General features: G+C 37.4%; 15 protein-coding genes. All 15 read right to left on the bottom strand.

Annotation, left to right across the window (positions count from 1 at the left end; all coding sequences use genetic code 11):
- Positions 1 to 377 precede the first annotated feature (377 nt).
- Positions 378 to 1,430: a family 43 glycosylhydrolase gene (locus V5787_RS06795; protein WP_336892504.1), complete on the bottom strand. Its 1,053-nt coding sequence runs from the start codon at positions 1,428 to 1,430 to the stop codon at positions 378 to 380.
- Between the two features lie 22 nt (positions 1,431 to 1,452).
- Entirely contained in the window at positions 1,453 to 2,946 is a 1,494-nt protein-coding gene (locus tag V5787_RS06800) for a sulfatase-like hydrolase/transferase (RefSeq protein WP_336892505.1), read from the bottom strand.
- A gap of 91 nt (positions 2,947 to 3,037) precedes the next feature.
- Positions 3,038 to 4,573 (bottom strand): sulfatase-like hydrolase/transferase, encoded by a 1,536-nt coding sequence (locus V5787_RS06805; protein WP_336892506.1) that lies wholly within the window; start codon positions 4,571 to 4,573, stop codon positions 3,038 to 3,040.
- Positions 4,570 to 5,931 carry a sulfatase-like hydrolase/transferase gene (locus tag V5787_RS06810; protein ID WP_336892507.1) on the bottom strand — a complete coding sequence of 454 codons (1,362 nt, stop codon included), beginning with the start codon at positions 5,929 to 5,931 and terminating at the stop codon, positions 4,570 to 4,572. The genes V5787_RS06805 and V5787_RS06810 overlap by 4 nt, the downstream gene beginning before the upstream one ends.
- A gap of 100 nt (positions 5,932 to 6,031) precedes the next feature.
- A complete protein-coding gene (locus V5787_RS06815; RefSeq protein WP_336892508.1) occupies positions 6,032 to 7,456 on the bottom strand; it encodes a sulfatase in 1,425 nt (474 codons plus the stop codon).
- Positions 7,457 to 7,535: 79 nt separating this feature from the next.
- Positions 7,536 to 9,068, bottom strand: a complete 1,533-nt coding sequence (locus V5787_RS06820; RefSeq protein ID WP_336892509.1) for a sialate O-acetylesterase — start codon at positions 9,066 to 9,068, stop codon at positions 7,536 to 7,538.
- A gap of 182 nt (positions 9,069 to 9,250) precedes the next feature.
- Positions 9,251 to 11,719, bottom strand: a complete 2,469-nt coding sequence (locus tag V5787_RS06825) for a glycoside hydrolase family 95 protein (protein WP_336892510.1) — start codon at positions 11,717 to 11,719, stop codon at positions 9,251 to 9,253.
- 8 nt (positions 11,720 to 11,727) lie between these two features.
- Positions 11,728 to 12,753: a family 43 glycosylhydrolase gene (locus V5787_RS06830; RefSeq protein ID WP_336892511.1), complete on the bottom strand. Its 1,026-nt coding sequence runs from the start codon at positions 12,751 to 12,753 to the stop codon at positions 11,728 to 11,730.
- 96 nt (positions 12,754 to 12,849) lie between these two features.
- Positions 12,850 to 14,982: a Sip1-related alpha-galactosidase gene (locus tag V5787_RS06835; protein WP_336892512.1), complete on the bottom strand. Its 2,133-nt coding sequence runs from the start codon at positions 14,980 to 14,982 to the stop codon at positions 12,850 to 12,852.
- Between the two features lie 209 nt (positions 14,983 to 15,191).
- Positions 15,192 to 16,082 (bottom strand): sulfatase-like hydrolase/transferase, encoded by an 891-nt coding sequence (locus V5787_RS06840; protein ID WP_336892513.1) that lies wholly within the window; start codon positions 16,080 to 16,082, stop codon positions 15,192 to 15,194.
- A 91-nt stretch (positions 16,083 to 16,173) separates the two neighbouring features.
- A complete protein-coding gene (locus tag V5787_RS06845) occupies positions 16,174 to 16,830 on the bottom strand; it encodes an SGNH/GDSL hydrolase family protein (RefSeq protein WP_336892514.1) in 657 nt (218 codons plus the stop codon).
- A 2-nt stretch (positions 16,831 to 16,832) separates the two neighbouring features.
- Positions 16,833 to 19,385, bottom strand: coding sequence for a GH116 family glycosyl-hydrolase (locus V5787_RS06850; RefSeq protein ID WP_336892515.1), 2,553 nt, complete (start codon positions 19,383 to 19,385; stop codon positions 16,833 to 16,835).
- Positions 19,382 to 20,965, bottom strand: a complete 1,584-nt coding sequence (locus V5787_RS06855; RefSeq protein ID WP_336892516.1) for a ThuA domain-containing protein — start codon at positions 20,963 to 20,965, stop codon at positions 19,382 to 19,384. Before V5787_RS06855 ends, V5787_RS06850 begins: the two co-directional genes overlap by 4 nt.
- Before the next feature lie 75 nt (positions 20,966 to 21,040).
- Positions 21,041 to 22,453 (bottom strand): sulfatase, encoded by a 1,413-nt coding sequence (locus V5787_RS06860; protein ID WP_336892517.1) that lies wholly within the window; start codon positions 22,451 to 22,453, stop codon positions 21,041 to 21,043.
- A gap of 4 nt (positions 22,454 to 22,457) precedes the next feature.
- Positions 22,458 to 25,037 carry a GH116 family glycosyl-hydrolase gene (locus V5787_RS06865; RefSeq protein WP_336892518.1) on the bottom strand — a complete coding sequence of 860 codons (2,580 nt, stop codon included), beginning with the start codon at positions 25,035 to 25,037 and terminating at the stop codon, positions 22,458 to 22,460.
- Between the last annotated feature and the right edge of the window lie 31 nt (positions 25,038 to 25,068).

Below are 25,068 nucleotides of genomic sequence, written 5' to 3' on the forward strand. Positions count from 1 at the left end.
AGGTACAGAGGTATGGAAAAAATGCATACTCAAAATCTGATGGAAGCTATTTGTTACAATTTATATAGAAGTCCAAGGATAATTGCCACTAATTCTAAAAACTAAAGGAAAATGAACCAAAAAATAGATCCATAACTAACATAACTAATGAAAATAAGAAAAAAAAATATAAATTTTAGATTTAAAAAGTCAAAATTGAAATCTAAAAATGAAAAGAGCATTATGCAACGGTCTTATACCTATACTCAATCTGGCTGATTTTCTAAATACTAAATTCATTTCTTTATATTTTCAATCTATAGTAAATTCGTAATTCCTTTTTATGTTCAGTCCTTAGTGTCAGATATTTGGGTATCTATATATCTGTTGTTTAAATATTATTTTGGCCAACCCACATCATAGCGATGTAAGAAAGGTAGGCTTCCGTTTTTACTTTCTATCTCCAACCCCCAATCAATACGCTCAGCATTCGCACTATCCGTAAAATTATCTGAGCGATAACCACCCCCTGCGTCTGGTCCTTTTTCAACATCATGAGTTTTTTCAAAGTGTAAACCGTCTTTGGAAAATAGTATAGAGCGCACTATTTCGGGTGGCCCAGTTGTTCCGATCATGGCTGCCACTCCTTGAGTCTGAGGCCATACCAATATGGCATGGTTTCCATTAATCACTGGGTTCCCTTTGTACTTTACATAGGGGCCTTCGGGTTTATCTGAGATGGCCACTCCCATTTTCGTGTAATGCGGACTTTCTCCCAGTTTACGTCCTTTATAATAGAACCAATATTGACCCTCTCTTACAACGAGACAAGCGTCATCAATTAAATGACTGTCAAATGCTTCAGGATCTATACTATTGGATAAGGCTGGGTTTGTATCTAGTCGCTCCCACGGACCATTCGGAGAGTCAGATACCGCAATTCCAATCTTTGAATCCGGATTAAACCCTTTTCCATAATTTGTGGAAACACCCGTGTAAAAAAGCCAGTATTTCCCCTCTGCAACCATAATGTTAGGAGTAAATACGCTGCCTGCCTCCCATGACCCGGGCTTTCCTTTGGCAAGGACCATTCCCTGCTCTGTCCAGTTTCTCCCGTTGTGCGAGGTTGCATACCAAACAGTCGCCTCGTATCCTGTTTTCAAAGGTCCTTTGGAATACCAGACGTAATATAAATCATCAACCTTTATGACATCACTAGGATCTCTGCGCGTGACTCCTTCTTCTTGTCCAATGCCTGTCACCGTAGAATAAGTCACTTTGACTGTTTTTATTTCTTTTTGAAGTGGCGCTTCTTTGAGTTCATTTTTCATGTAAAGATCAGTCACATCCATGGTGTTTGCCAGATTTTGAGCTGAAACAAAAACACTAAATATAATACCTAGTGTCCCAAGCAATAATCTTCGTTCTATATTGTATTTTACTTCTTCCATTTTTAATTATTAGATGATTATTTTATATTATGCTCGTTTTATTAGATGCTGCTACTTCTTCACGATATGATTTAAGAAGTTCTTCCATTTCCTTAACAATATCAGGGTACTGATTATAAAGGTTTGTTGTCTGTGAAGGATCCTTTTCAAGGTTATAAAGTTGGGCCGGCGGAGCGTCTTCTTTTATTTTACCCTTTTCAATATCGCTATTTATTTCTCCAGCAAACGATATTGCTTTGGGTCCCCCAAAGGCATGAGCACCGTGTTTACCAGAAGAAAAACCTCCACCTCCTTGTGCTTCTATATACATCCAATTTCCTTTGCGAATGGCAAGGTGTGTACTTTTATGAGGTGTCAGAAGTAGTTCGCTTCTTAATTGCTCGTTGGTTTGTCCGGTAATTGCTGCTAATATATTTTTACTATCCCGTCCTTGTCCTTCTTCTAGTTTTTGCCCAGTAAGTCCTGCGAAAGTGGCAAGCATATCAACATTACAAATCAACTGATCAGACACTTCACCTGCTTTTATTTTAGCGGGCCAATGTGCAATAAACGGAATGCGATGTCCGCCCTCCCAAGCATCAAACTTAAATCCTAACAAATCGCCATTTAACTTGTGACCTTGCGCCCAGGCCTTTTGACCTGTAGCGTTAAACATCCCACCATTATCGCTGGTAAAAATTACAAGGGTGTTTTCTGCCACTCCCATCTCTTCCAATGTTTTCATGACTTCACCAACGATCCAATCCAGCTCATGAACAAAATCTCCATACAATCCAGATTTACTGGTTCCAACAAACTGTGGTGCTGGTGTAAAAGGGTGGTGAATATTTGTTGTGGCATAATAAAGAAAGAAAGGGGTGTCTTTTTGTCCTTTCATCCAACTAAGCGCTTTCTCTTTTAGGTGAGTACCAACCTGTTCATCAACATACAATTCATGTGCTTTATCTGCCCCTCCGATGGCATCCAGTTTCATTTTCTCAAAAACCTCCTGAGTTTTTGCTTTTTGACCATATACAAAGGGATCATCTTCTGTTAGACCCACTACATCATGGTTTTCAACATATACAAAGGGTGGGTGACTATTCACCACTGGCACACCGTAATAATAATCGAAACCGAGTTCGTTAGGACCCGGTGTTAATGGTTTATTCCAATCTACAGGTTCTGTCGATCCAAAACCAAGGTGCCATTTACCAATACAAGCAGTTGCATACCCTGCTTTTTTAAGCAACGAAGCTATCGTTTCTTTTTGGGTATCAATTACCAGTTTGTTTTTAAGGAAAACTGGACTGTTTAGTTTGCCATGTCGAATGGGATATTCCCCCGTAAGTAAAGCATATCGTGAAGGTGTACAAACAGCCGAAGCAGAATGAGCATCTGTAAATATTCGACCTTCTTTTGCCAATTTGTCTATATTTGGAGTTTGTAATTTTGTTGCTCCATAGCAGCTTAAATCACCATATCCTAGATCATCAGCATTAATTAAAACAATATTTGGTTTATTCTGTGCGCTCAAACTAAAGCAACAGAAAAGAAAAAAGAAAAGGCTTACTATGGTTGTTTGTTTATACTTCAAGATCTTGTTTTTGAATTTTGTTGTTGTTTTATTATTCTTTTGTTTTTGGTGCATCTACTTTGTCAAACATCAGGTCATTGCCATCCTCAGTAATTAATCCCTGTTGCTTTCTGGCCTCCCGTGCAGTTTCAATAGGATCAAGTAAATTGTTAAGTTTAGACTCAAACATCTTTAAGGTTACCGTATAAGATGGATCAAGCGCTAGATCGTTGAGTTCTTTTGGATCGGCCTCCATATCAAACAAACTGGGTCTTTCCCGTTCGTAGTAAATGTATTTGTATTTCTTGTTTGCCAGCATATACCAAGCTCCCTGGAATCCAGTACCATGCCACTCTGAGAATACGATGCGGTCGGTAGGGGCCTCCTTCCCTTCTAGAACCGGCAGCAAATTTTTGCCCGGCATTTCCGAATTGTCGTAATCAATTCCTGCCATATCCATAATTGTCGGATACATATCAACCAGAGCTACAGGCGCATCTACTTTCTCGCCATGTTGTACACCCGGTCCGGTTATTAGCAATGGCACTACTACAGAACCTTCCATTGGAGTATGCTTGTTTCCAATCATACCATGTTCACCCAAATTGTCGCCATGATCGGAGGTGAAAATGATGTACGTATTTTCATACATTCCGTTTTTTTTCAATTCAGTAATGAGCTCTCCAAGCATGTCATCAAGGCAAGTTACCATGCCGTAATATGCCCGAAGTGCATCTCTAAGTTTGTCTTCGTCTGGAGCAACATCAAGTCCATCCCACTTTTGAAAATGCTGTAAGGCAGGATGCATATCTTTGTTCGGAAAACTAGCATCATGCGGCATTGGAATGTCTACATGTGCATACATATCGTAGTATTTTTGAGGAAGTGTTAAAGGCCAATGTGGCAAAAGATAGCCAACATGAAGCATCCATGGCTGACCCTCATTTTTCCGTTCTTTTAAGAACCTCAATGCCCTGTCAGTTGTGGGTCGGTCTCGTCCATATTGTCCATGTCCACCGGCCTCGTATTTCTTGGTTTTATAATCTTCAATTTTGAAGGTCTTAACCGTAAGATGACCTTTCGCATTGCGAGGTCGTTCTGGTAGGAAACGAACATCGGCTCCCTCCACAACTCTTACAGGCCTTTTTGCTGAATGCCACTCTTCAGAAAAACCCAGTTTCCCATATAAGCCCGGAGAATCCATTTTCCCAAAATGGGCTGTGTAATATCCATTATTGGTAACTCTGCTCGCCCAGGTAACTTCTTCTTTCGGCCATGCCTTACCGTTATACCAACTTTTAAGTTGAAAAACATGTTTCCCATACATATACGAAGCACGACTTGGCGCACAGACAGGAGATGCTACATAGTTTCGTGTGAAATACATTCCGGCCGCCGCTAATGCATCGAGGTTTGGTGTTTTTACCACCGAATTTCCACGAAATCCGGAAATTGCGGGATGCTGCTGATCGGTACAAATAAACAGGATATTTGGTTTGTTTTGAGCCCGTAACTGTACTGTGCTACTGGAACACAGCAGTAGAAAACTGACAATGAATTTAGATATTAATGCTGTAGTAAGTTTCATTTTCTTATTGTTATTTTTTTAACACTTTCAGGTAATTTTTCCCAGTCTCTTGGATGGCTAATAACCGGTGCATCGGGAAATAAAGTTCCGGTTGGTCGTTGACCACTTCCCCTTTGCATATACTCTCCCAATTCTTCACGCGCATCATCTGCTATTTTTAATAATTTTTCAACCATTTCGGGGTGTTCTTTTGACACATCCAACGTTTCTGAAATATCATTGGAAAGGTTATATAAAACCGGTTGATGGATGTCAATAAATTCCGTTTTGCTTTTATCCCAAAAAGGAATTTGTTCTATAGACCGAGGCAGATGTAATTTCCAATTCTTATAGGATACAGCCTGTAAATTTTCACAGTTATAGTAATAATAAGGAGTGTCGTTATCGATCAAAGAGTGATCTCCTTTAAAAATCGGCAGCATACTTTTTCCATCATACGTTCTGTCTTTCGGAATTTTTGCCCCTATGATTTTAGAGAGTGTTGGGAAAACATCCATAGCATATATTGGGGTGTTTAAAACAGCATTAACTTGGTTCCATGAAATTATAAAAGGAACCCGATGCCCTCCTTCGAGTGAAACAAATTTGGTTCCGCGATATGGATCTGCATACTTGTTTTTAACAGGCCCATTGTCTGAAGTAAAAATTAGTATGGTATTTGATAATTTATCTGCCTTTTCGAGCGATTTTATAATTTCACCTATACTCCAATCGAACTCTTGAATTACATCTCCCCGGACTCCATCGCCAGAAGCACCTACGAATTCCCCCCCTGCTTTGTATGGCGTATGAGGGTAATTGTGTGAATAATACAAAAAGAATGGTTTGTTGGAACTCTCTTCAATAAAAGTGCTGATCCGCTTTGTGTACAACTCCGTAAGTTTTTCAAGCGGAGTCTCCTCATAAATCACCTTTTTTCCATCGTAGAATTTTTTGCTGTGGTTATAATTGCAAGGCATCCCATAGTAATCGTCAAAACCCTGATTTAAACAAGAAAATTTTTCTTCTGATCCCAAATGCCATTTACCAACCATAAAAGTAGCATATCCTACCTTCTTACATTGTTCTGCAATGGTAACTTCATCTGGGTTTAATCCTAAAAACCAGTGTGCTTCTCGCTTTGGATTTATGCCAAGATACAATCCTGTTCGTTGTGGATATGCCCCCGTTAAAAGAGCGGCTCTGGAAGGTGAACAAATAGATGCACCTGTACGGTAGTTTGTAAAACGCAATCCATTTTTTGCAAGTAAATCAAGGTTTGGGGTTTTTACGGTCTTTGAACCATAACAACTTAAATCACTGTACCCTAAATCATCGGCAAGAATTAAAATGATGTTGGGTTTATCTTGCGCATACAAGTTTAAGGAGTTACAGCAACAAAAAAGTAGAAAAATGAACTTTAATTTAATGATGAAGTTTAACATTGGCTTCCATTTTTTATTCAGTATCATATTTTTTTTATTTTTCAGGAATAAGGTCATTGGGAGTAAAATAAGGCTCGGTTCCAAGAGCACGTGCATTTTTTCCTCGTTTTTCAAGATTTCCTATATCCTCTTTTGCCCAATCTAAAAGTTTCACAAGTTCCGTAACAATTTTTGGGTTTTCAGCAGCAACATCAGTTGTTTCCGAAATATCATTTTCCAAATCGTACAACATATGTTTTGTAAATAAAATTCGGTCTTGGGGGGCGCTATGTCTAGACCATTTTGTGTAAGATATAGACCTAGAATCTGGCTGGTGTGGTAAGTGTAATTTCCATTTCCCCTTTCTTACTGCACGTAATTCAGTGTGTTGGTAATAAAAATACGGACGATCCAAAGTCGTTGAATTCCCGTTAATGATCTCAGAAATATCTAAGCCATCAATCACCCTGTCTTTAGGCAATGCAGCTCCCGAAATTTTAGCAATCGTCGGCAGCAAATCGATCGTGGCAGTTACTTGGTTCGAATCCGTTCCAGCCGGAACTTTCCCTGGAGCCCTGATAATAAACGGAACACGGAAACCACCTTCCCAAGTCGAAGTCTTTGCTCCTCTAAGAGGTTCGGCATTCCCACCATGATCACCCTTAATCCACCAAGGACCGTTATCGCTGGTAAAAATTACATAGGTATTATCATCCAGTCCTTTTTCTTTTAAAGTTTTCATAATACGACCTACGTTAAAATCTATTTCTTCAATAACATCACCATAGAATCCGCCTTCCGATTTCCCTTTAAATTCATCGGAAACAGCCAATTTGGTATGCGGCATCGTATGCGCCAAATAAAGAAAGAATGGACTTTCTTGACTCTTTTCAATAAAGTCAATAGCCTCGTCGGTATATCTACGTGTAAGGGTTGACATATCTGCATTGAGCTCCACAACTTCCTTATTTCTAAGAAGATGAACTCTGGAATCATTGCTAGATGGTGTAAAAAACGATTCATCAAATCCTTGATGTATGGGAAGTAAATCGGGATTAAATTGTTCTGGATTATGTCCTGCTAAATCCCATTTACCAATCATAGCTGTTCTATAACCTACAGGTTTCAGTACTTCAGCTATGGTAACTTCGCTCAACGATAATTTAGGATGTGGTCCGGCTCCATTATCATTTCGGGCATTCCGCAAGGGATAACAGCCAGTCATTAGGGCAGCTCGAGAAGGGCCGCAAACGGTCTGCGCATAAAAACTGGTAAACTTCATTCCCTCAGCTGCCATTTTATCTATGTTAGGGGTTTTTATATTTGGTGAACCAAAACAACCTAGGTCTTGATAGCCCTGATCATCCGTAAAAATGATGATGAAGTTTGGTTTTTGTGGAGACTGCTGTGCTGTTACCGTGAAAATGGAAATTATCATTATCCCTGTAAGAATTCCCGTAATTTTTAAAAACTGCTTCATAAAGTATTTTTATATTATTTATTTTCAATTTGACTACATTTTCAATCATCTCGTTTGTCACCAAGTAAATTAACTCATCCTATTCCTCCCAGTTATCTGTTCTAAATGGGTAAACCGGTAGTTCACTTTCATTGACTAGATTAACGGAGGGTTTTCCTGCAAAAGCATAGCGAATAAATTTAGGTTCTTTAATTTTTGATGAACTCAAAATCACACATCCCCCGTCGATTTTGGCATTTGCCACTACCCACTCTCTAGAATCATCAGTAATCCAAAACCCAGTAGGTGTTTTACCGTTTATCGTTTTAAGTCCATCCGTATGATTAAAATACACATGCATTTTTCCTCTTTGTATCTCAACCTTTTTAAATGTAGGCCCCATAGCGACAACATCTAGATTAAGTGTGTTTTTTGCAGCTAAAAGAGCTGCTCGCTGTCCAATAGGTAATTTATCAGTAGGATGAATGTTTTTGACATCTCCTAAATCGATTGTGTTCACCACGGAAACATTCGGAAGTTCCAATGATGCTAGTTGAGACTCACGCATCCAAGCCCAAGAAGGTTCAGTGGGACTTTCTGGATCAATAATTTTCTTGTTTTCTGTTCCTTTACCGTAACCCGGTAACATAACCACCATAAAATGCATGTCGTTATTATTCCATCTCTTACGGTAGGTAAGTATCCATTTTTTTTGAACCTCATCATAATCTTTCATTCCAGATACGCGATGGAACCAATTGCGATCATCAACTTCAGGTAATCCAGACAAGTAACGTGTATTACGTTCGCCCTGATACCAGACCAACCCTCTACAAGCAAAAGGCGTAAGTGGATGCATCATAGCATTGTATAAAATATTAGGTTGACGTCTTAAGTAAATATTCTCTTTGCTTGTCCAACTGGACTTATTGATGAGTTTTTTAATTCGTGCCACTCTCGTCGTATCTGCATCAAACTCTTTCATAATGGTATTAAAATGAGGCAAATCTTGAGTCATAGACCTAGGCATCCAGGCTTCAATAGATGAACTCCCCCAAGATGCTTGAATAATTCCTACTGGAACTTCACCAATGCTATTTAAAAAATAAGCAAAAGAGAAAGCTACAGCACTTTTTGGATGCGTTACTTCCCATTGCCCAGACACTTCATCCTGCTCCTCTAGCCCAACTTTACTCTCAACATAAAAACTGCGAATATTTTTAGCTAAAGGCACCAACCCTCTAACTTCAGGTGACGTTGAAACACCCATTTGCATATTAGACTGACCTGAACATATCCAAACTTCTCCTACAAGTACATCAGAATAAATCACTTCACTTTTCCCTGATATAATCATCTCTCTACCCTTTGAGCATGCCTCTAAAGCATCCAACTTTATCATCCACTTTCCATCTGCTCCGGCTTCCGTAGTTTTTGACTGTCCGGCAAATGTTACTGTGACTTTCTCCCTTGGCGAACTATTTCCCCAAATAGGAACCGCTTTTTCTCTTTGCAAAATCATATGATCACCAAATATATTGGCTGGTTTGATTTGCTGACCAAAAGCAGTTGTACTGCTGATAATCAATAGTAGGGAAATGATAATCTGTATTCTGAATGAAGGTTTATGCATGGTAAATAGTTAAAAGTTATTATTCAAATAAGATCTCTTGTTTTCTGTATAGTTTCATTATTTATAATGTCTTGATGGATAAATCATTTCGTTAAAGTATTTGGTTTTATTGCTTATTATAATTCAATACTCTATATATCAAACTTCTAGAGTTTTTTATTCTTCATTTATCAGTTTGAAAATCAATTATCTTTCCAGATCATCAATTTACCTTTATCCAAAGACATTTCTTTACTAAGAATTCCGTTGGAATAGATTCTGAATTCACCTCCTTTTTTTGCTCGAATAGTTGCTACTACTAATTTTCCATTATCCCAAATTAGGTCTACTTCAAAACCACCACGTGCACGAAGCCCCGTAACCTTACCTTTTGGCCATGCAGAGGGTAATGCTGGTAACAAATGTAGAATATATGGAGTATTTGCAAAGTTTTTATTTGGTACTACTGGCAAAAATTGGTTTTCATTTTCAGTATCCTTTTGGTAAGCAACAAATGCAGCATTTTCAACCGTTTTTGCATTGGCATTTACACTTCGCAAATGACTCTGTAAAAGCATTTCACAAACACCTGCAGTACCTCCAAAATTCCCGTCAATCTGAAAAGGTGGATGAAAATCAAATAAATTTGGATAAGCTCGTTTGGATGTTAAAAATTGATAAAACTGATGCGCTTTATCGCCATTATGCAATCTTGCCCAAAAGTTAGTTTTCCATGCTGTACTCCATCCTGTAGAAATATCTCCACGATGTTTCATTGTTACCAGTACAGCATATACAATTTCTTTGGTTGTTAATGGCGAAAAGTCACGTCCAGGGTGCAAAGCAATTAAATGTGAAATATGACGGTGATGGTCTGTTGGGTTATCCCAGTCTTCCGGCCATTCTTGTACTTGGCCGTATTGTCCTATTTTTTGTGGGGACAGTTTAGGAATGATTTCTTGCAAAGTTTGTCGAAACTCCTTATCACGTTCTAATACTGTGGACGCTTCAATACAATCTGTAAATAAATTAAGAACCAATTGTTGATCCCATGAAGCACCATAAGCTTGCTTGTTCAATTTGCCATGTTCTTTTTTCAAATAAACGTTCTCTGGAGACCAAGTAGGATATACTACTAGTGTACCGTCTTTCCATGGGGCAAGGAATTCTACATAAAACTCTGCTGCACCTTTTAAAATTGGATAAATTTCTTCAAGATAAGTCTTGTCTTGATTAAAAGCATAATGCTCAAAAAGATTTTGAGAAAGCCAAGCTCCTGATTGTTGCATACGCCTGCCATGAACATTTGGTGCAGTAAACCCAAACACATTTCCATTAAGTCCTGCACTCCAACCTTTCTGAATTCCAAAAGCTTCATGTGCGGAATATTTACCTGATTCAGCAATAATTTTTAGCCACTCTACATATGGAGAAAAAGAACCAGGAAGATTTGCTGTTTCCACCATCCAGTAGTTCATTACCAAATTGATGTCGTTATGATAATCACTATTCCATGCTGGTTTTATGTGTCCATTCCAAAGTCCTTGCAAGTTTGAAGGAACCGGAGCAGACCGTGAGCAACTCAATTGCAAATACCTAGCATAATTAAAATAGAGGTTCTCTAATTCCAAACTAGCCCCTCTTTTCACCAACTTATCCGTTGTTAATCCAGAAGGGGTATATTCTAGTTTCAACTGGCAGCGATCCATTAAAGCAGAGACGTCATTTTTATGTGTCTTTTTTAGGTTTTCATAGCCCAATTTAACAGCTGCATCGATCGTTTTTTTGGTGTCAGTCTTATAATCTCGACCTTTAAATGAGGGATAAACGGGTAGGTAATCTGAATACGCAGCAAGATAAATGGTGACATCTGTTGCCCCTACAACCTGCATAGATCCATCTTCTTGTGGCAGCAACGTTCCCTTTCCTGCATCGATGTAAATCAATTGTTGAAACTCTATAGAGTCCTTCACCATTGAAACTTCTCCGTTCAACACAATATAATTCCCCTCAGCGTTTACGCTAGTCACTTTATGTAAGGTGCTTGCATTAATTGTAAGGTTCATTTTAGAGTTTTGCGCTTTATATCTCACAACCACAACATCGTTTGGATAGCTACAAAAATATTCTCTACCAAAATGGGCATCACCAATAGTATAGTTAACAGTGCCTATTCCAGAATGCGCATCTAAAGTTCTACTGTAACTATTTACTGCTACACTATCATGATTTGTAGAAATATACAGGTCTGTAAAAGGAGCATAATTTCCCAAAGGTTGGGTACTACTTAAATATTTGGTAGAAGTAGCCTCCATGCTGTTTTCTGAAGTGCCATAATTACCTTGTTGATATGCCGCTCTTACTTTATCAAAATTTTTGGCACCGCCTATCTTTACTCCAGATTGTGCCACTTTATCAAGTCCACGTTTGCTGTTCATCCATAAGGTAATATCATTAATCAACAGGTGTTCTTGTTCAATCCCTCCAGAAAACATGGCTCCTAAACGTCCATTACCTAACGGTAAGGCTTCTTGCATATATCCTAACTTATTATAACTTGCCCTTTGTTCTGCCGTAAACTTGCTAGCAGGTTTATCATACCTTAAAAGTAACTGTGCATGTGCTTGTACACAAGCAAAAGCAATCAGTAAAACACACACAATATTTTTCATAACATCCCTTATTTATTCATTTCAAAGCGAACAAGATATGCCACGCCTTTTCTTTGTACCATTCCAATACCCCAACCTGGAATTTCATTAACTTTATTTCCATCTTCCAAATGTGGACGATATAAACCTGGAGCCATTGGGATATCTTTTATATTTTCCTGAGTTGGAGAAAAATTGACACCGTCTTTAGACCAATGAATAGATTTACTTAGCGATGCCAATGATGCAATTCCATTGTTTTGACTCCATATCAATACTTCATGGCCTTTTTCAATTAAAGGTTTGGGATGTTTATTGAAAGGACCTTCAGGATTGTCGGCATATGCAACATTCATTTTTGTAAGTTTAGGTCCATTTTTACCATGAATAATAGAACGTCCCTTATAGTACATTAATATTCTACTGTCCTTTACTAACAAGGCCGCATCATCAATTCGGTAACTATCAAAATCTTCCGAAATCTGACTGATTTCCAAAACCGGATTATTTGCTATTCTAACAAACGGACCATCAGGACTATCTGCAATGGCAAGGCCAATAGCGGTTATATCTGTTGTATGATTCCCCTCAAATTCTCCTTTTAAATTTCCTGGCGTAGGTTTTACTCCAGTATAATACAAATAATATTTCCCTTTAAATGCCAAAATATTAGGTGTAAACACTGAGTGGTTGTCAAACTCACCCTTTTTCCCTACAGCTAGAGCCATACCTTGCTCTACCCATGTATGCCCTTCATCAACAGAGGTGGCATACCAAATATCACCCCAATAACCCGATGTTATAGGACTTACCATTTTTGTATACCAAATATAGTATTTACCTCCTACTTTAATAATATCGCTAGGATCTCGCCTATTGGATATTGAGTCTAGTCCAATTCCAGACACTTGTGTATATGAGAACCTCACGGAATCAAATACTGTAGCTTCTTTCTCTTTTTTTGATTTTTCTTTTGAATCACATGCACTGATCAAAAATAAGGATATTAGAAGCATTCCTATCAAGGATAAAATTTCTTTACTTTTTGAATTCATTTTTATATCACTTTTAGTTAATTATTTATTATTTTATTTTCACAAAAATCAACCCATGTACTCTAGGAAAAAAAATGATTTCGTGTTTATTCCGTTTCAATTCAATTCAGAAACAATGATATATTCTTTATTGTTGTTTGATTTAATTAATTCACCACGCCACAAACCTCCTTGAAGTTTTGTGAAAATAAAATTATCAGATAATGGTTTTTTAGTAATAGACCATAACAATAATGGTCCATCTTCTATCATTCTAATTTTTATTATTTTTTGATCGATTTCAAGTAATTTAAATCCCGCAGCAGATAAATATTTATCAGACCTTCCAATAATTGACCATCCGTTTTGTATCGGACTTAACTGAAAAAGTCGTTCCTTTCTTGAACCCAACTCAAATTGATGATCCTCTTTAAGGATACTTGCTGAACCTGCATAATGATCATACAATAAAATGCCCTCTTTTGGAATAGTCCAAAGTCCTTCATAAGGTTGAATCATACCTCCTGCAAAAGAATAATCTTTTAACGAAACAATAGCGGTCACATCTTGATCATCTTGGTTTAAATTTACAGCCAAAATAGTTGCCGAATTATTTTGAAGAGGCGCGATAACTCTAAATGCTTTACCCGAAAAATAAGGGTCTTGCATCAAACTCTCCGGCAAAGGAACTCCAGGTGCTAAAGTCCCCAATATACGTCCATCCGCATACGTTAAAGGTTTTAAAACCGTATCTTCAATATTTTGGGGTTCATCCGATAAATATATCGGTCCACCAGAAACTGCTCGGGAAACGGCCATTAATCGGGCTGTTTCTTTATAATTAGCAAAAAACATATCCTGATCTAACCAATGTGTATGCCCTAACCAAAAGGCATTTGCAAAGTTTTGTACAAGGGTAAGATCTAGTCGGTCTCTTGTGGTTTTATAATCTATGCTTCCCCGAATTAAAGCACTGTATTTATGATTAAATACGTTAAAGTTTTGTTGCGCTATACAATTCAGCAAGTAAAGTTCTTTGCTCTTACAATTTTCTTCTAATGCCGTGTTGTTATAGTGAACACCAAGAATGGCATTTTCAGAACCTGTATTGTAACGAAAATTATCTGACTGAAAATCAACCTTAATCATATCAAACCCATTTGCCTTGGTAATGGCTGTCATTTCGTTGTAAAAGGCATAGGCTGCATCAAATGTAATTTTGGGCATATAACGTTGGTTCTTGTTATTTTCATTTCGCATCACCAAATGTTTCTGCAAATTTGACATCGTATGGTCAGGAGAAATCCCACCCCAATAACCATTAAAATTACGCCATATTCCCATCCATTTTAATTTTTCATCTTTTTGGCTGATGATGGGTTCCCATCCATTCGGAAATTTCTTTTTATCAACACCAAAAGACATCAATTGACTTTTCTTTACATCTAAATAACCATCGTCAATTAATACCCAACGGAAAGGAATATCACTAGACTTTACCTCTCTTATTGCATCCAAAATGATTTCTTCACTGATATTTTTCTTATAGTGTTCCCAGGAGCACCATCCCAAATACTTATACGGTTCGGGATACTTTTTATTTTCTCTCCAATTGATATTATCTTTTATCTCTTCTGCTTTCATAGCAAGTTCCCATGCCTCCCTTGCTGCTTCATAAGGATTATCTGATTGAGCATAACTAATTAGGGGCGCAGAAATATTCTCAGTTCTTGTGCCATAAGTTGCCATTGTTAAATAAACACCCTTGTTGCGAATACTAAACGAATTACCTATGCGATTTGAGACCAGAGGCAGCAGTGCCAAATATTGACCGTTTTCTTTTTTGAGCATCATAAAAACGCCCAAGTTCATAAAGTCGTCCATCCTTGGTTTCTTTTGAACATAGGTATCCAATTGTGCTATCTGCTCAAACCAAATAGGCTCAACACGATTACCAGCGGCTAGTTTTTCTGAAAAAGGTCGATAATATACACCTTGTTTAAATTCAGGAAGTTTTAATTCTATTTCTGCAATAATACCATTGGTATCAGGAACTAGTTGCTGCTTATTCAAAATAATAATTCCTTTTGAAACTGATAAATCCATAACAATCGATTCTGGAATGCTATTCAATTCCTGAAACTCGCCTTTTATCTCATTTTGACTATAAGCGACAAGCCCTATGAACATTAGTAAAATAGAAGTTTTTTTTCTTAAATAATTCACTATGTTTTCTTTAAATTGTTTCATATTGGATCTTAATTTTTCTGTTTTGGTTGGATATAAATATATTTACATCATTCTAAGTCGCTATAACTTTTATTTTTAATTCGTAAAAAGTTTAATTAATAAACGATTCTTTAGTTTTCCTTTTTTTTGGATTGTCATGCACCACTAATAATGACAAAAAAATAAATACTAATTGTTTTATTTTACTTTTTGTTTGAATTTGATTCTTCCTATAGTACTAAGTATTGAGGATTTGTGTTCTTTCCAGAAGCACGACAGTTATCAATATTATCTAAATCAGCATTACATTCTTCCAAATATTTTTCCAGTCGTCTGACCACTTCGAAATTTTGATTGGCAACATTCATTTTTTCACCAATATCCTCCTCTAAGTTGAAGAGTTCTCCATTAGCGTGCAACTTCCATTTTCCGGAACGCACAGATTTTATGGAACCTGTAGCTTGCTCCATCATTTCAGGAGAGGCATACACAGGTCTATGTGGGAGAGGATATGGAAAATACAAAAAAGGCTTATCTTTATTTTTCTTTATAAAATCGACCTCCCTATCGGTGATTCTTTGAGTTAGGCAATTCATATCAGGGTTTATTTCTATGACTTCTTTACCTTCCAGTAAGGGCAGATCTGGGAAGTTGTGTTTTTTGTTGTTCTGATGCCTGGGGTGAATATCGTGACTATAAGGCAATCCAAAAAACTCATCAAAACCTTGTTTGGTTGGTAAAAACTCTGGTTGATCACCTAAGTACCATTTACCCATAATTCCAGTGGCATAGCATTTTTTTTTAAGCACTTCGGCAATGGTGATTTCATCAGGATCAAGCCCCCTACTATCTCCAGCAAGAAATACACCTGCAGCCATATTGTTTCGTTTTGGACAGCAACCTGTCATCAACGCAGCTCTAGATGGTGTGCAAACAGGAGCTGCAACATAAAATGAAGTAAGCTTCATCCCCTCTGTTGCCATGCAATCTAAATGTGGTGTTTTATTAATTGTTGATCCAAACGAACCAATGTCTCCATATCCGATATCGTCGACTAAAATCACCGCAAAATTGGGTTTATCCTTCGTGTTTTTTTCTCCTGAAAAACAGGAAACAAGCAAAATAACAACAAGAAGTAAATAAAAATTAACTCTAATCATATTTAGTTTAATTTAGTTCATTAGCTTTTCTTGGCAAATATTAATTCGTGAACTATTTAATTTCATGTTTTAGAAAATTTACAATTTTCTTTCCTAATAACTTATAACCTTCCTTTTTATAATGAACATCATTATCGCCTTTTCCATAATCAAAGTGTATCTCTTTTGATGTTTCATAAATATCATTGATTTTCACATGATTTGATTCCATTACCCTTTGGGCAATTTCATTATACTTTATTGCATCATCCACAAATCTTCCTGCCTCTCGATTTGGAACATATGACGTTGTAACAAATATTAATTCAGCATTAGATTTTTTTCGAATTAACTTAACGATTGCATCAAGATTATTTCCGTAATCATCAGCATTAAATGTAATTTTTCCGTTAATCTTATCTCTTTTTCCTTGTTCTTTAGAATCTGGATGTCTGTAACATAAATCCCACAAACCCCAATTAAACTGAATGATATCCCATTCATTATCTCCTATCCACGTTTCGATACTGTCAAGTCCTTTCCCTGTATGTTGAGCATTCCCTGGATTATGGAAAATATTTGCAACGTCTATTAGATTTTCTTGAACAAAAGGTGTGTAACCAATCGAAATAGAATCTCCAATGATTAATATATTGGTTTTTTCTTGCTCACAACTTATTGTTACAATTACTAATGTAATTAAGATAGGTTTTAGTATAAAATTTCTCATATTTATAATTTAACCGTCAAACTTTCATTAACAAGAATGATTTCACCATTCAGTTTCTTTTTACCCTGACCTTCCAGCGAAAATGTATCCAATTGTATTTGGCCATAAAGCACTGTTAAAATGGCTTCTCTTTCTTTTACCTCGCAGGTTCCCCAAGAGTAGCCATTACTCCAAAAATAGTTACCTGGATCAGAAGTAAACGTCATGCGCTTTTCAACAGCAGAAAAATGGAATCCAGTAGTTGCCAAAACGCCTGCCCATGCCATCATACTTCGGGCGTAATGGTGTCCGTATTCTGCTTCATTAAAAGGGTTACGCTTTTTACCATCGTAACGATTGCGGATATCCTGAATGGTTTTTACACCTTCGTCTACCTGACCTTCATATAACATAGCCACGGCTGCGGCATGCTCAAAACCCGTCATTACCTCTGTAAAATAAGGAAACGGCTGCTTGGGTCTTTCTTCTGGATAATCTGCCATCAGTAAGGCTGATTCATTACCATAAGCATAAGAACGCATAAAATTAGGGTGTTTCATCAGGTTTTCACGATAGTTATATTTTAGAATAGCTTTGTTGGTTTTTACTATGTTCTCTTTGTCTGCCAGATAGCCCAAATCTAGAATATGCGCCATCACCTGACCTACTAGCTGATCGACCAATACACCTTCTCCAAGTTGATATTGAGGATCATCGGCAATCAATCGTCTTTTGACACGAATAAGGCCTTTGGCAATACTATCGAGGTGCATTGGTGGTACTATTTCTTGTATATAATATTCACCATTAAACAGGTTTTCATCCATCCAAACAGAGCCATTTTCGTATAAACCTCTACAAGTATTAGCAAAATATTTTTCTCCAAGGTAGTTTGCCATTTCTTCTGTTGCTCGCAAAGCTCCAAGGTACCAAAAGCCCATTTGTGGGTTAGGTCCATAATACTCCACATCCATTGTATTATGCTGACTTCCTTCCATTACCCCATCTTTGTCAGGATCCCAACCGTTTGGAATCCAACAGAATTCCAAAGCTTTTTTTACCATTGGCCAGTTCTTTTTCAGAAATTCATCATCACCAGAAAGCTGCCATTCTCGATAGTACTTCATAATACAGCCCATTTGTCCGTCTGCCGCTGCTAAGCCAAAACTCGTAGCTTTTGTTTCCAATGGCAAATGAATACGGTAGCTCATCAGTCCCTCATCATTGGTAGCATAACCAAACTCCACTTCACGCATATTTTTTGCTACGTCACCAAATAAGAAAGGAATCGTCTGTTCATAATTCCACACGTGTGTGCAAGAACCAGAGCCACTTCCATCGTTGTCTTTAATACCTTCCCAACCTAAATAATAACCTGATTTAGTTTTAAAGACAAGTTGTGTTCGAAAATGAGCCAAATTAAACAGTGCTGCTTCCTTAATAACGGCTGGAATATCACTATTGATAAAAGCATTGACAAACGTCTGTGTTTTGTTTTCCAATTCAGGAATTCTAGCAATGTTTTTCTGAGCTACTTCCCATGAATCTTTGTATTGGGTAGCATAGTAATTCCCCACATTTTCTTTATGTTGAAAATCTAGGCGATTCGGAAAATTCCAAGTAATAAAAAAACGAATATCTTTCTCTTCATTTGGAGCCAAGGTCGTTTTTATTGCTAAAGATCCCATATTACTTTTTTGCTTAGAAATTCTTTCTTCCAAAAGCCCATCATCCGTATAGTCGTCCCAAAAATCCAAGGTACTGTTTCCCCATTCTCCCTGTTTCCAACCAGTACGATACGAAATTTCTCCATCGCTATTGGTCGTTAAACTAAAGGTACCCCATTGCGCACTTTTTATATCCACTTCTTTATTAGCCGTATAATGGATCCCTTTTAAACCATTTTCTTCTTTATAAGTATTGATATTCTCATAAGCCTTTCCTTCCTTTCCATCGAAACCAATAAAGTTTGGAATGTTACCTGCTAAAGATATCGTAATTGACTTATCACTGGTGTTTTTGACTTTATAACTTAATACAGCCATCGGAAGACTACTGTCATCAGTGTTACCAGGTATTAATGGATTAAAAGCACCAACTGTTACCTCTATAGGTAAATCTTTATCTTTTAGTAATACCTGCCCAAAAGGGTACGCTGTTTGAAAAGTAGATTCTGTAAAACGTGGCAGTCCATGGTTGGGCGCTTTCGATCCGTAATAACCTTCGTCAAACCTAATAGGAACTGGCCCCTCTAAGAGCAGTGCCTGACCTTCTTTATCTTCCTCTTTTATATAAACAGAAAAAAAAGGAGTACGATTTATCACTTGCACACCTGCATACAGGGGATTAAAGCCCTTGGCAGGTCTACTCATTATTTCCCAATCAATTAAAGCTCCGTATCCACTTAATGATACCGTTCCCGTTCCAATACCTCCAACTGGCATCGCTATTCGACCTGTATGCTCCTGATCGTAGGTTTTTAGTACCGGCCAATTGGAGTCTTGATATTGAGCTTTTGAAAAACCCATTATAAATAGAAGTATTACAAATGTATATAATGTTCTTAAATGATTCATGATTTTATATTATATATTGTTGTTAAGTAATCTATTACCTTTTTAAATTCATTGTCAGACAATGGTTTTTCATAAATTAAAAACCGTGCAATTTCACCATCAAATGATTCTGCTCCTGGATGGTTGGCCGCATCTCGTTCCTGCCCAATCACCATTTTAGAAGGATTCGCATCAACGTTAACCGGAAAAATATCTTGCGCCACTGGCACCACATTATTTACAAAAAGTTCAATTTTAACGGTATCAGTTCCCGCACCCATTCTTCCCATTACCAAGTAATACTTTGATGTTTCCAAGGGTTGGGTATTCAACACGTGTGGGTTATTCTCATTCCATAATCCTTTCTCAAGCGCATTTCTAGATCCCATCCACAACTGATTGCTCTCACTCAGTCCAGCCCAAAAGCCTTCATATTGCCCTTGTTTGTCTACATTGGAGTTACGCAGATTTCCAAAAAATGAATTCACTCCTGGTTTTCCGGGTACTTGTTCATAAACAGACATGACCGAAAACCAAGTATATCCGCTCCCCGTAGTTAAATGGTCGAAGGCATCTTCTTGATGATTGAGCAACTCCTGCCGGTGAAAGACGATGGCATTATGCCCATTAATTTTTGGAACCCCTAATTTTAATCTTGGTCGACCAGAGCCGGTCACCTTTCTACCTTTGTCTTGCTTAACAAAAAGTTTGACACTATTAATCTGTACTTGATTTTCCCAAGCAGACACTTTATTACCATCTTCTAGTTTTACGCCTTCATCTGCATTCAAATCTAACAGCAAACCTTGCTGTACGGGGATACTCTCATTCTTTTTTGGCTCACCTGCTGCCCAAATAATTCCACCTTCTAAAAGTTTTTGGTAGTTTTTATTATTATAAATTGCAACTGTATGCCCCAAAGATGTAAAAAAAGAGCGACCTCCATCTATGTATTGACACCAAGTAAAAGGGTGATCTCCATGCATCTTATTATCTCCCTCATAAGAGTTTTCGTCTAGAGAAAGTAATACATTTACGCGTTCTCGTGGATTGTCTGAAAACCGGTGCCACTCATCGGTGAGTACCCATTCATCTGGTAGGTGCTTGGTACTTATGTGGAAGTTATCTTCAATAATAAGTTTTGCAGACTGCACTTTAGGATGATCTACCAACCTTGTACCCACCAATTCTTCATACCATTTTTGAAATTCTCCACCTTCATTCCAAAGAGCACCAGCACAATGAATGCCTACAAATCCGCCTCCATTTCTGATATACTGTTGAAATGCTCGTTGCTGGTCTTTTGAAAATATGCGTCCTTTATTACCACAAGTATTATTAAAAATGACAACATCAAAAGTAAACAAGTTTTTTAGCGTAAAAAAGGAAGGATCCACAGTAGTCACCACCTCCCAATTATTAGCTATTCCCAATGAATCAATAAGGGGAACACCAATTTCTTTGGACTTGTGAATATGTCCATTGTCTGCATAAAAATTGAGTATCTTGTAATCCTGCGCTTGAATTAGCGGATTTTCAAAAGTCAAAAAAGCTAAAAAGAAAAGCCCTTTAAAAGGGATCGTATTTTTAAAATACTCCATATTATTTTATTTTCGAAATTCACTTAACAATTCATTTTAATTAATAATGGTATTTACATTCAAAGGTTTATAAAATTACTTTATAGACAATGCCTTTGGATATTCTACCTTTCCTGCAGGACGTGCATTTTTTGTCACTTCAGCTTCAAATTTTCGCATTGCATTTTTCAATTTAGCAACAATATCTGGATGTTGGTCTTTGAGGTTGATTTGCTCACCAATATCAGTCTTTAAGTTATAGAGTGACTCCACCCCTTTATGGGTTCTAAATTTCCAATCTTTCCATCTAACAGCTTCCAAATCCCCCCAATGAGAATAGAAGAAATACTCATGTGGGCTTTCTTTACCATCTAAAAGTACTGGCATAATATCTTTGCCATCTATAATACGGTCGTTAGGCAATTTTGCTCCAATCAACTTCGCAAAGGTTGGTAGCAAATCCATAGTGGTGAGGAGCTGATCGTTATCGGTTCCTGCTTTAATTTTATTAGGCCATCGAATTACTGCTGGCATTCGCATTCCTCCCTCTAAGGTCTGTCCTTTGTGTCCCGACAAAGGCTTTGCAGAACCCTTTCTGGCAGCAGGTCCATTATCACTTGTAAACAGTACTATCGTATTTTCATCAATCCCGTGTTCTTTAAGTGTAGAAAGGATTTGACCTACCGACCAGTCTAACTCATAAATTGCGGTTGCATAAATATCGGAAGAAGCTTTGTTTCCATTAGCCAACAATTCAGCATATATTTTTTTAATTTCTGGAGAAGCTGCTAATGGACCATGCGGGAGTGGATGTGCTACATAAAGAAAGAAATTTTCATCTTTATGTTTTTTAATGAATTGAACCGCTCGTTCCGTAACTCTTCTGGTTAAATAATTAGGGTCTGGATTCAATTCTATTACTTCTTCCCCTTCTAATAGAGGTAAGGGAGGAAAATGAAAGTACTTTTGCCGGGGATGCTTGGGCATAATGTCGTGACTATATGGTAGACCAAAAAATTCTTCAAAGCCTTGTCTAGTTGGTAAAAATTCTAGTTGGTCACCCAAATGCCACTTTCCAAACATCCCAGTCCTATAGCCTACTGACCGAGCAACTTCAGCAATCGTTATTTCAGCAGGGTTCAACCCATTACCATCAGCTGCCAAGCAAACAGGAAACCTCTTTCCATGTGGAATATTTGGCAACTCCACTGCTAAGCTAGAAGGAGGTTCCATACCTATCCGTCTTGGGTAACAACCCGTCATGAGTGCGGCTCGTGAAGGCGTACACAAAGGGGCGGCCACATAAAAACTTGTAAGTCTAGCACCTTCCTCTGCCATTTTATCAATATTTGGTGTATAAACATGATCACCTCCGAAACACCCCAAATCACCATATCCTTGGTCATCGGTGAAAATGATGATGAAATTCGGTTTATTAACTTGTTCTTGTTTTCTGTCTTTACATCCGAATAATAAGGATATACAACACAGTGTAATAATTAGTCTCATTATTTTATAATTTAATATTCAATGAATCATTTGATTGTATTGTTATATTCTTAAGGTTTTTTGTGCCAATACCTTCCAACGAAAAACTATCCAAATCAACTTCCCCATAAAGTACGGTTAAATTGGCTTCTTTATCCTTCACTTCACATGTACCATAACTGTAACCATTGCTCCAAAAATAAGTACCAGACACAGAAGTAAATGTCATCGATTTGTCAACTGCTGAATAATGGAATTTCGTGGTTGCCAATATGCCTGCCCATGCAATCATACTTCGCGCATAATGATGTCCTGCTTCAGCTTCATTAAACGGACTTCTTTTTTTTCCATCATACCGGTCTCTAATGTTACGAATACACAATAAACCATCTTCAATTTGACCTTCCTGTAACATTCCAATAGCTGCAGTGTATTCAAAACCAGTCATTACTTCTGTAAAATAAGGGAACGGTTTTTCTGGTCGCTCAAGTGGATATGCAGCCATCAATAAAGCCGATTCCTCTCCTAAAGCATAAGAGCGATGAAAATTGGCATGAGAAGCCATCTTTTCTACATAATTGTATTTCATTATAGATTTAAGGGTTTTCTTGATATTTTCCTCATCGGCTAAATAACCTAAACCTACAATATGTGAAAAAACCTGTCCTATCAACTGATCTACCAAAACCCCCTTACCTAATTGGAAGTCGGGAGATGTAAGATCTATCGCATTCTTACCACTTGTTATACCCATTAGGGATTCTGCCACATTATCTGCCGACATGGGTGGTTGAATCTGTTGTTCATAAAACTCCCCATTAAATAAATTGTTGTCCATCCAATTGGACCCTTGCTTGTATAAATTTTGACAAGTCTTCGCAAATTTCTTTTCACCTAGATAATTAGCCATTTCTGCTGATGCCTTAAGTGCTCCTAAATACCAGAACCCCATTTGTGGGTTAGGTCCGAAATACTCTACATCCATCGTGTTGTGTTGTGAGCCTTCCATCACCCCGTCTTTATTGGCATCCCATCCTCCAGGAATCCAACAAAATTCAAGTGATTTTTTCACCTTTGGCCAATGTTCTTTTAAAAATTCATCATCACCCGACAACTGCCAATCGCGGTAAAATTTCATGACACTTCCCATTTGCCCATCAGCTGCAGCTTTTCCCCATTTTTGTCCGAGTTCCAAAGGCAAATACACTCTAAAACTCATCAATCCAGTATCATCAGTTGCATAGCCATATTCAACATCGCGCATCGTTTTAGCCAATTCACCGAATAAGAAAGCTGTAGTTTGCTCATAATTCCAAACGTGTGTACACGAACCAAAACAGGAACCATAATCATCAAAAAGGCCTTCCCAACCCAATAAATGTCCGCTTTTAATTCGAAATGCTAGTTGCGTTCTTAAATGAGCTAGATTGAAAAGTGCAGACTCTTTAATTTCAAAAGGAATGTCACTCTCAATTAGTGCATTGACAAATGTTTTGGTTTTAGTTTCCAACTCATTTAGGCGTGGCAATGTTTTATTAATCACGTCCCATGAATCGTTATATTTTGTGGTGTAATAATTTCCAACAGTCGCTTTAATCAGTTTTTGAAATCCTGGTTTGTCCCAAGTTTGTCTGTTAGGAAAATGCCAACTAATCAAAAACCGAAAATTCTTTTCTTCACCTGCCTTTAGGGTTGTCTTTATAGCTAAAGAACCCATTGGCGCATTTGCCTCTTTATTTTCTCTATTTTCTAATATACCATCTTCACTAAAATCGTCCCAAAAATCAAGTCTTTTTTTATCCCATCTGCTCGTCTTTTTTTGCCAAGCAGTACGATACGTAGTTGTTCCTTCATTTAAAGAAACAAAACTAAAACTGCCCCATTGTTCGCTCTTTGAATCTACTCCCTTACTTGTATAATGAATACCTTTTATTCCATTTTCTTCACGAATAGTATTGACGTTTTTTATAGCTTTCCCCCTTGTTCCATCAAAACCTATAAAGTTTTGAATAGTTCCTGCAAGTGAAATAGTAATATTATTGTTGCTGGTGTTTTTGACTTTATAATTGAGAATAACCATTGGAATACTACTATCGTCAATATTGCCAGGAATTAGAGGGTTGTACGCCCCAACAACAACTTCTACGGGAAGACTTTCATCACTTAAAAATACTTGACCAAATGGATAAGCAGTTTTAAAAGAGGCATTATTAAAACGAGGTAAACCATGATGGTTGGAAGTAGCACCCCATGCGCCTTCATAATAAGATTCATCTGGCATACCTTCAAGCAAACGAGTTTGTTTGTTTCCTTCTTCATCTTCCATAAAAATGGCGAAAAAAGGCCCTTTTTGCTTAGCTGGTCCCCAATTTTCTAAAGTAGGATTAAAACCTTTCGCAGGTCTATTCATGATTTCCCAATCTTCTAAAGATCCTCTTCCTGTCAGGGAAATAGTTCCCGTACCAATTCCACCAACTGGCATTTTTATCTTTTGGATATGATCCTGATCGTAGGTTTTCAGCACTGGCCAATCACTTTTTTCTTGTTGTGCTTGGGATAAAACACTAACAAAAAGAGACAACATAAATATTTGATTTTTTTTCATTTTTTATATTTTATTTGAAAACACTTTCTGT

The organism is Flavicella sp. (assembly GCF_037132785.1).
In the GTDB taxonomy this organism is placed as follows: Bacteria; Bacteroidota; Bacteroidia; order Flavobacteriales; family Flavobacteriaceae; genus Flavicella.

Bases quoted from the DNA above. Each gene is read 5' to 3' on its own strand.
- V5787_RS06795 (WP_336892504.1), bottom strand. From the start codon at position 1,430: ATGGAAGAAGTAAAATACAATATAGAACGAAGATTATTGCTTGGGACA.
- V5787_RS06805 (WP_336892506.1), bottom strand. From the start codon at position 4,573: ATGAAACTTACTACAGCATTAATATCTAAATTCATTGTCAGTTTTCTA.
- V5787_RS06815 (WP_336892508.1), bottom strand. From the start codon at position 7,456: ATGAAGCAGTTTTTAAAAATTACGGGAATTCTTACAGGGATAATGATA.
- V5787_RS06820 (WP_336892509.1), bottom strand. From the start codon at position 9,068: ATGCATAAACCTTCATTCAGAATACAGATTATCATTTCCCTACTATTG.
- V5787_RS06825 (WP_336892510.1), bottom strand. From the start codon at position 11,719: ATGAAAAATATTGTGTGTGTTTTACTGATTGCTTTTGCTTGTGTACAA.
- V5787_RS06830 (WP_336892511.1), bottom strand. From the start codon at position 12,753: ATGAATTCAAAAAGTAAAGAAATTTTATCCTTGATAGGAATGCTTCTA.
- V5787_RS06835 (WP_336892512.1), bottom strand. From the start codon at position 14,982: ATGAAACAATTTAAAGAAAACATAGTGAATTATTTAAGAAAAAAAACT.
- V5787_RS06845 (WP_336892514.1), bottom strand. From the start codon at position 16,830: ATGAGAAATTTTATACTAAAACCTATCTTAATTACATTAGTAATTGTA.
- V5787_RS06850 (WP_336892515.1), bottom strand. From the start codon at position 19,385: ATGAATCATTTAAGAACATTATATACATTTGTAATACTTCTATTTATA.
- V5787_RS06855 (WP_336892516.1), bottom strand. From the start codon at position 20,965: ATGGAGTATTTTAAAAATACGATCCCTTTTAAAGGGCTTTTCTTTTTA.
- V5787_RS06860 (WP_336892517.1), bottom strand. From the start codon at position 22,453: ATGAGACTAATTATTACACTGTGTTGTATATCCTTATTATTCGGATGT.
- V5787_RS06865 (WP_336892518.1), bottom strand. From the start codon at position 25,037: ATGAAAAAAAATCAAATATTTATGTTGTCTCTTTTTGTTAGTGTTTTA.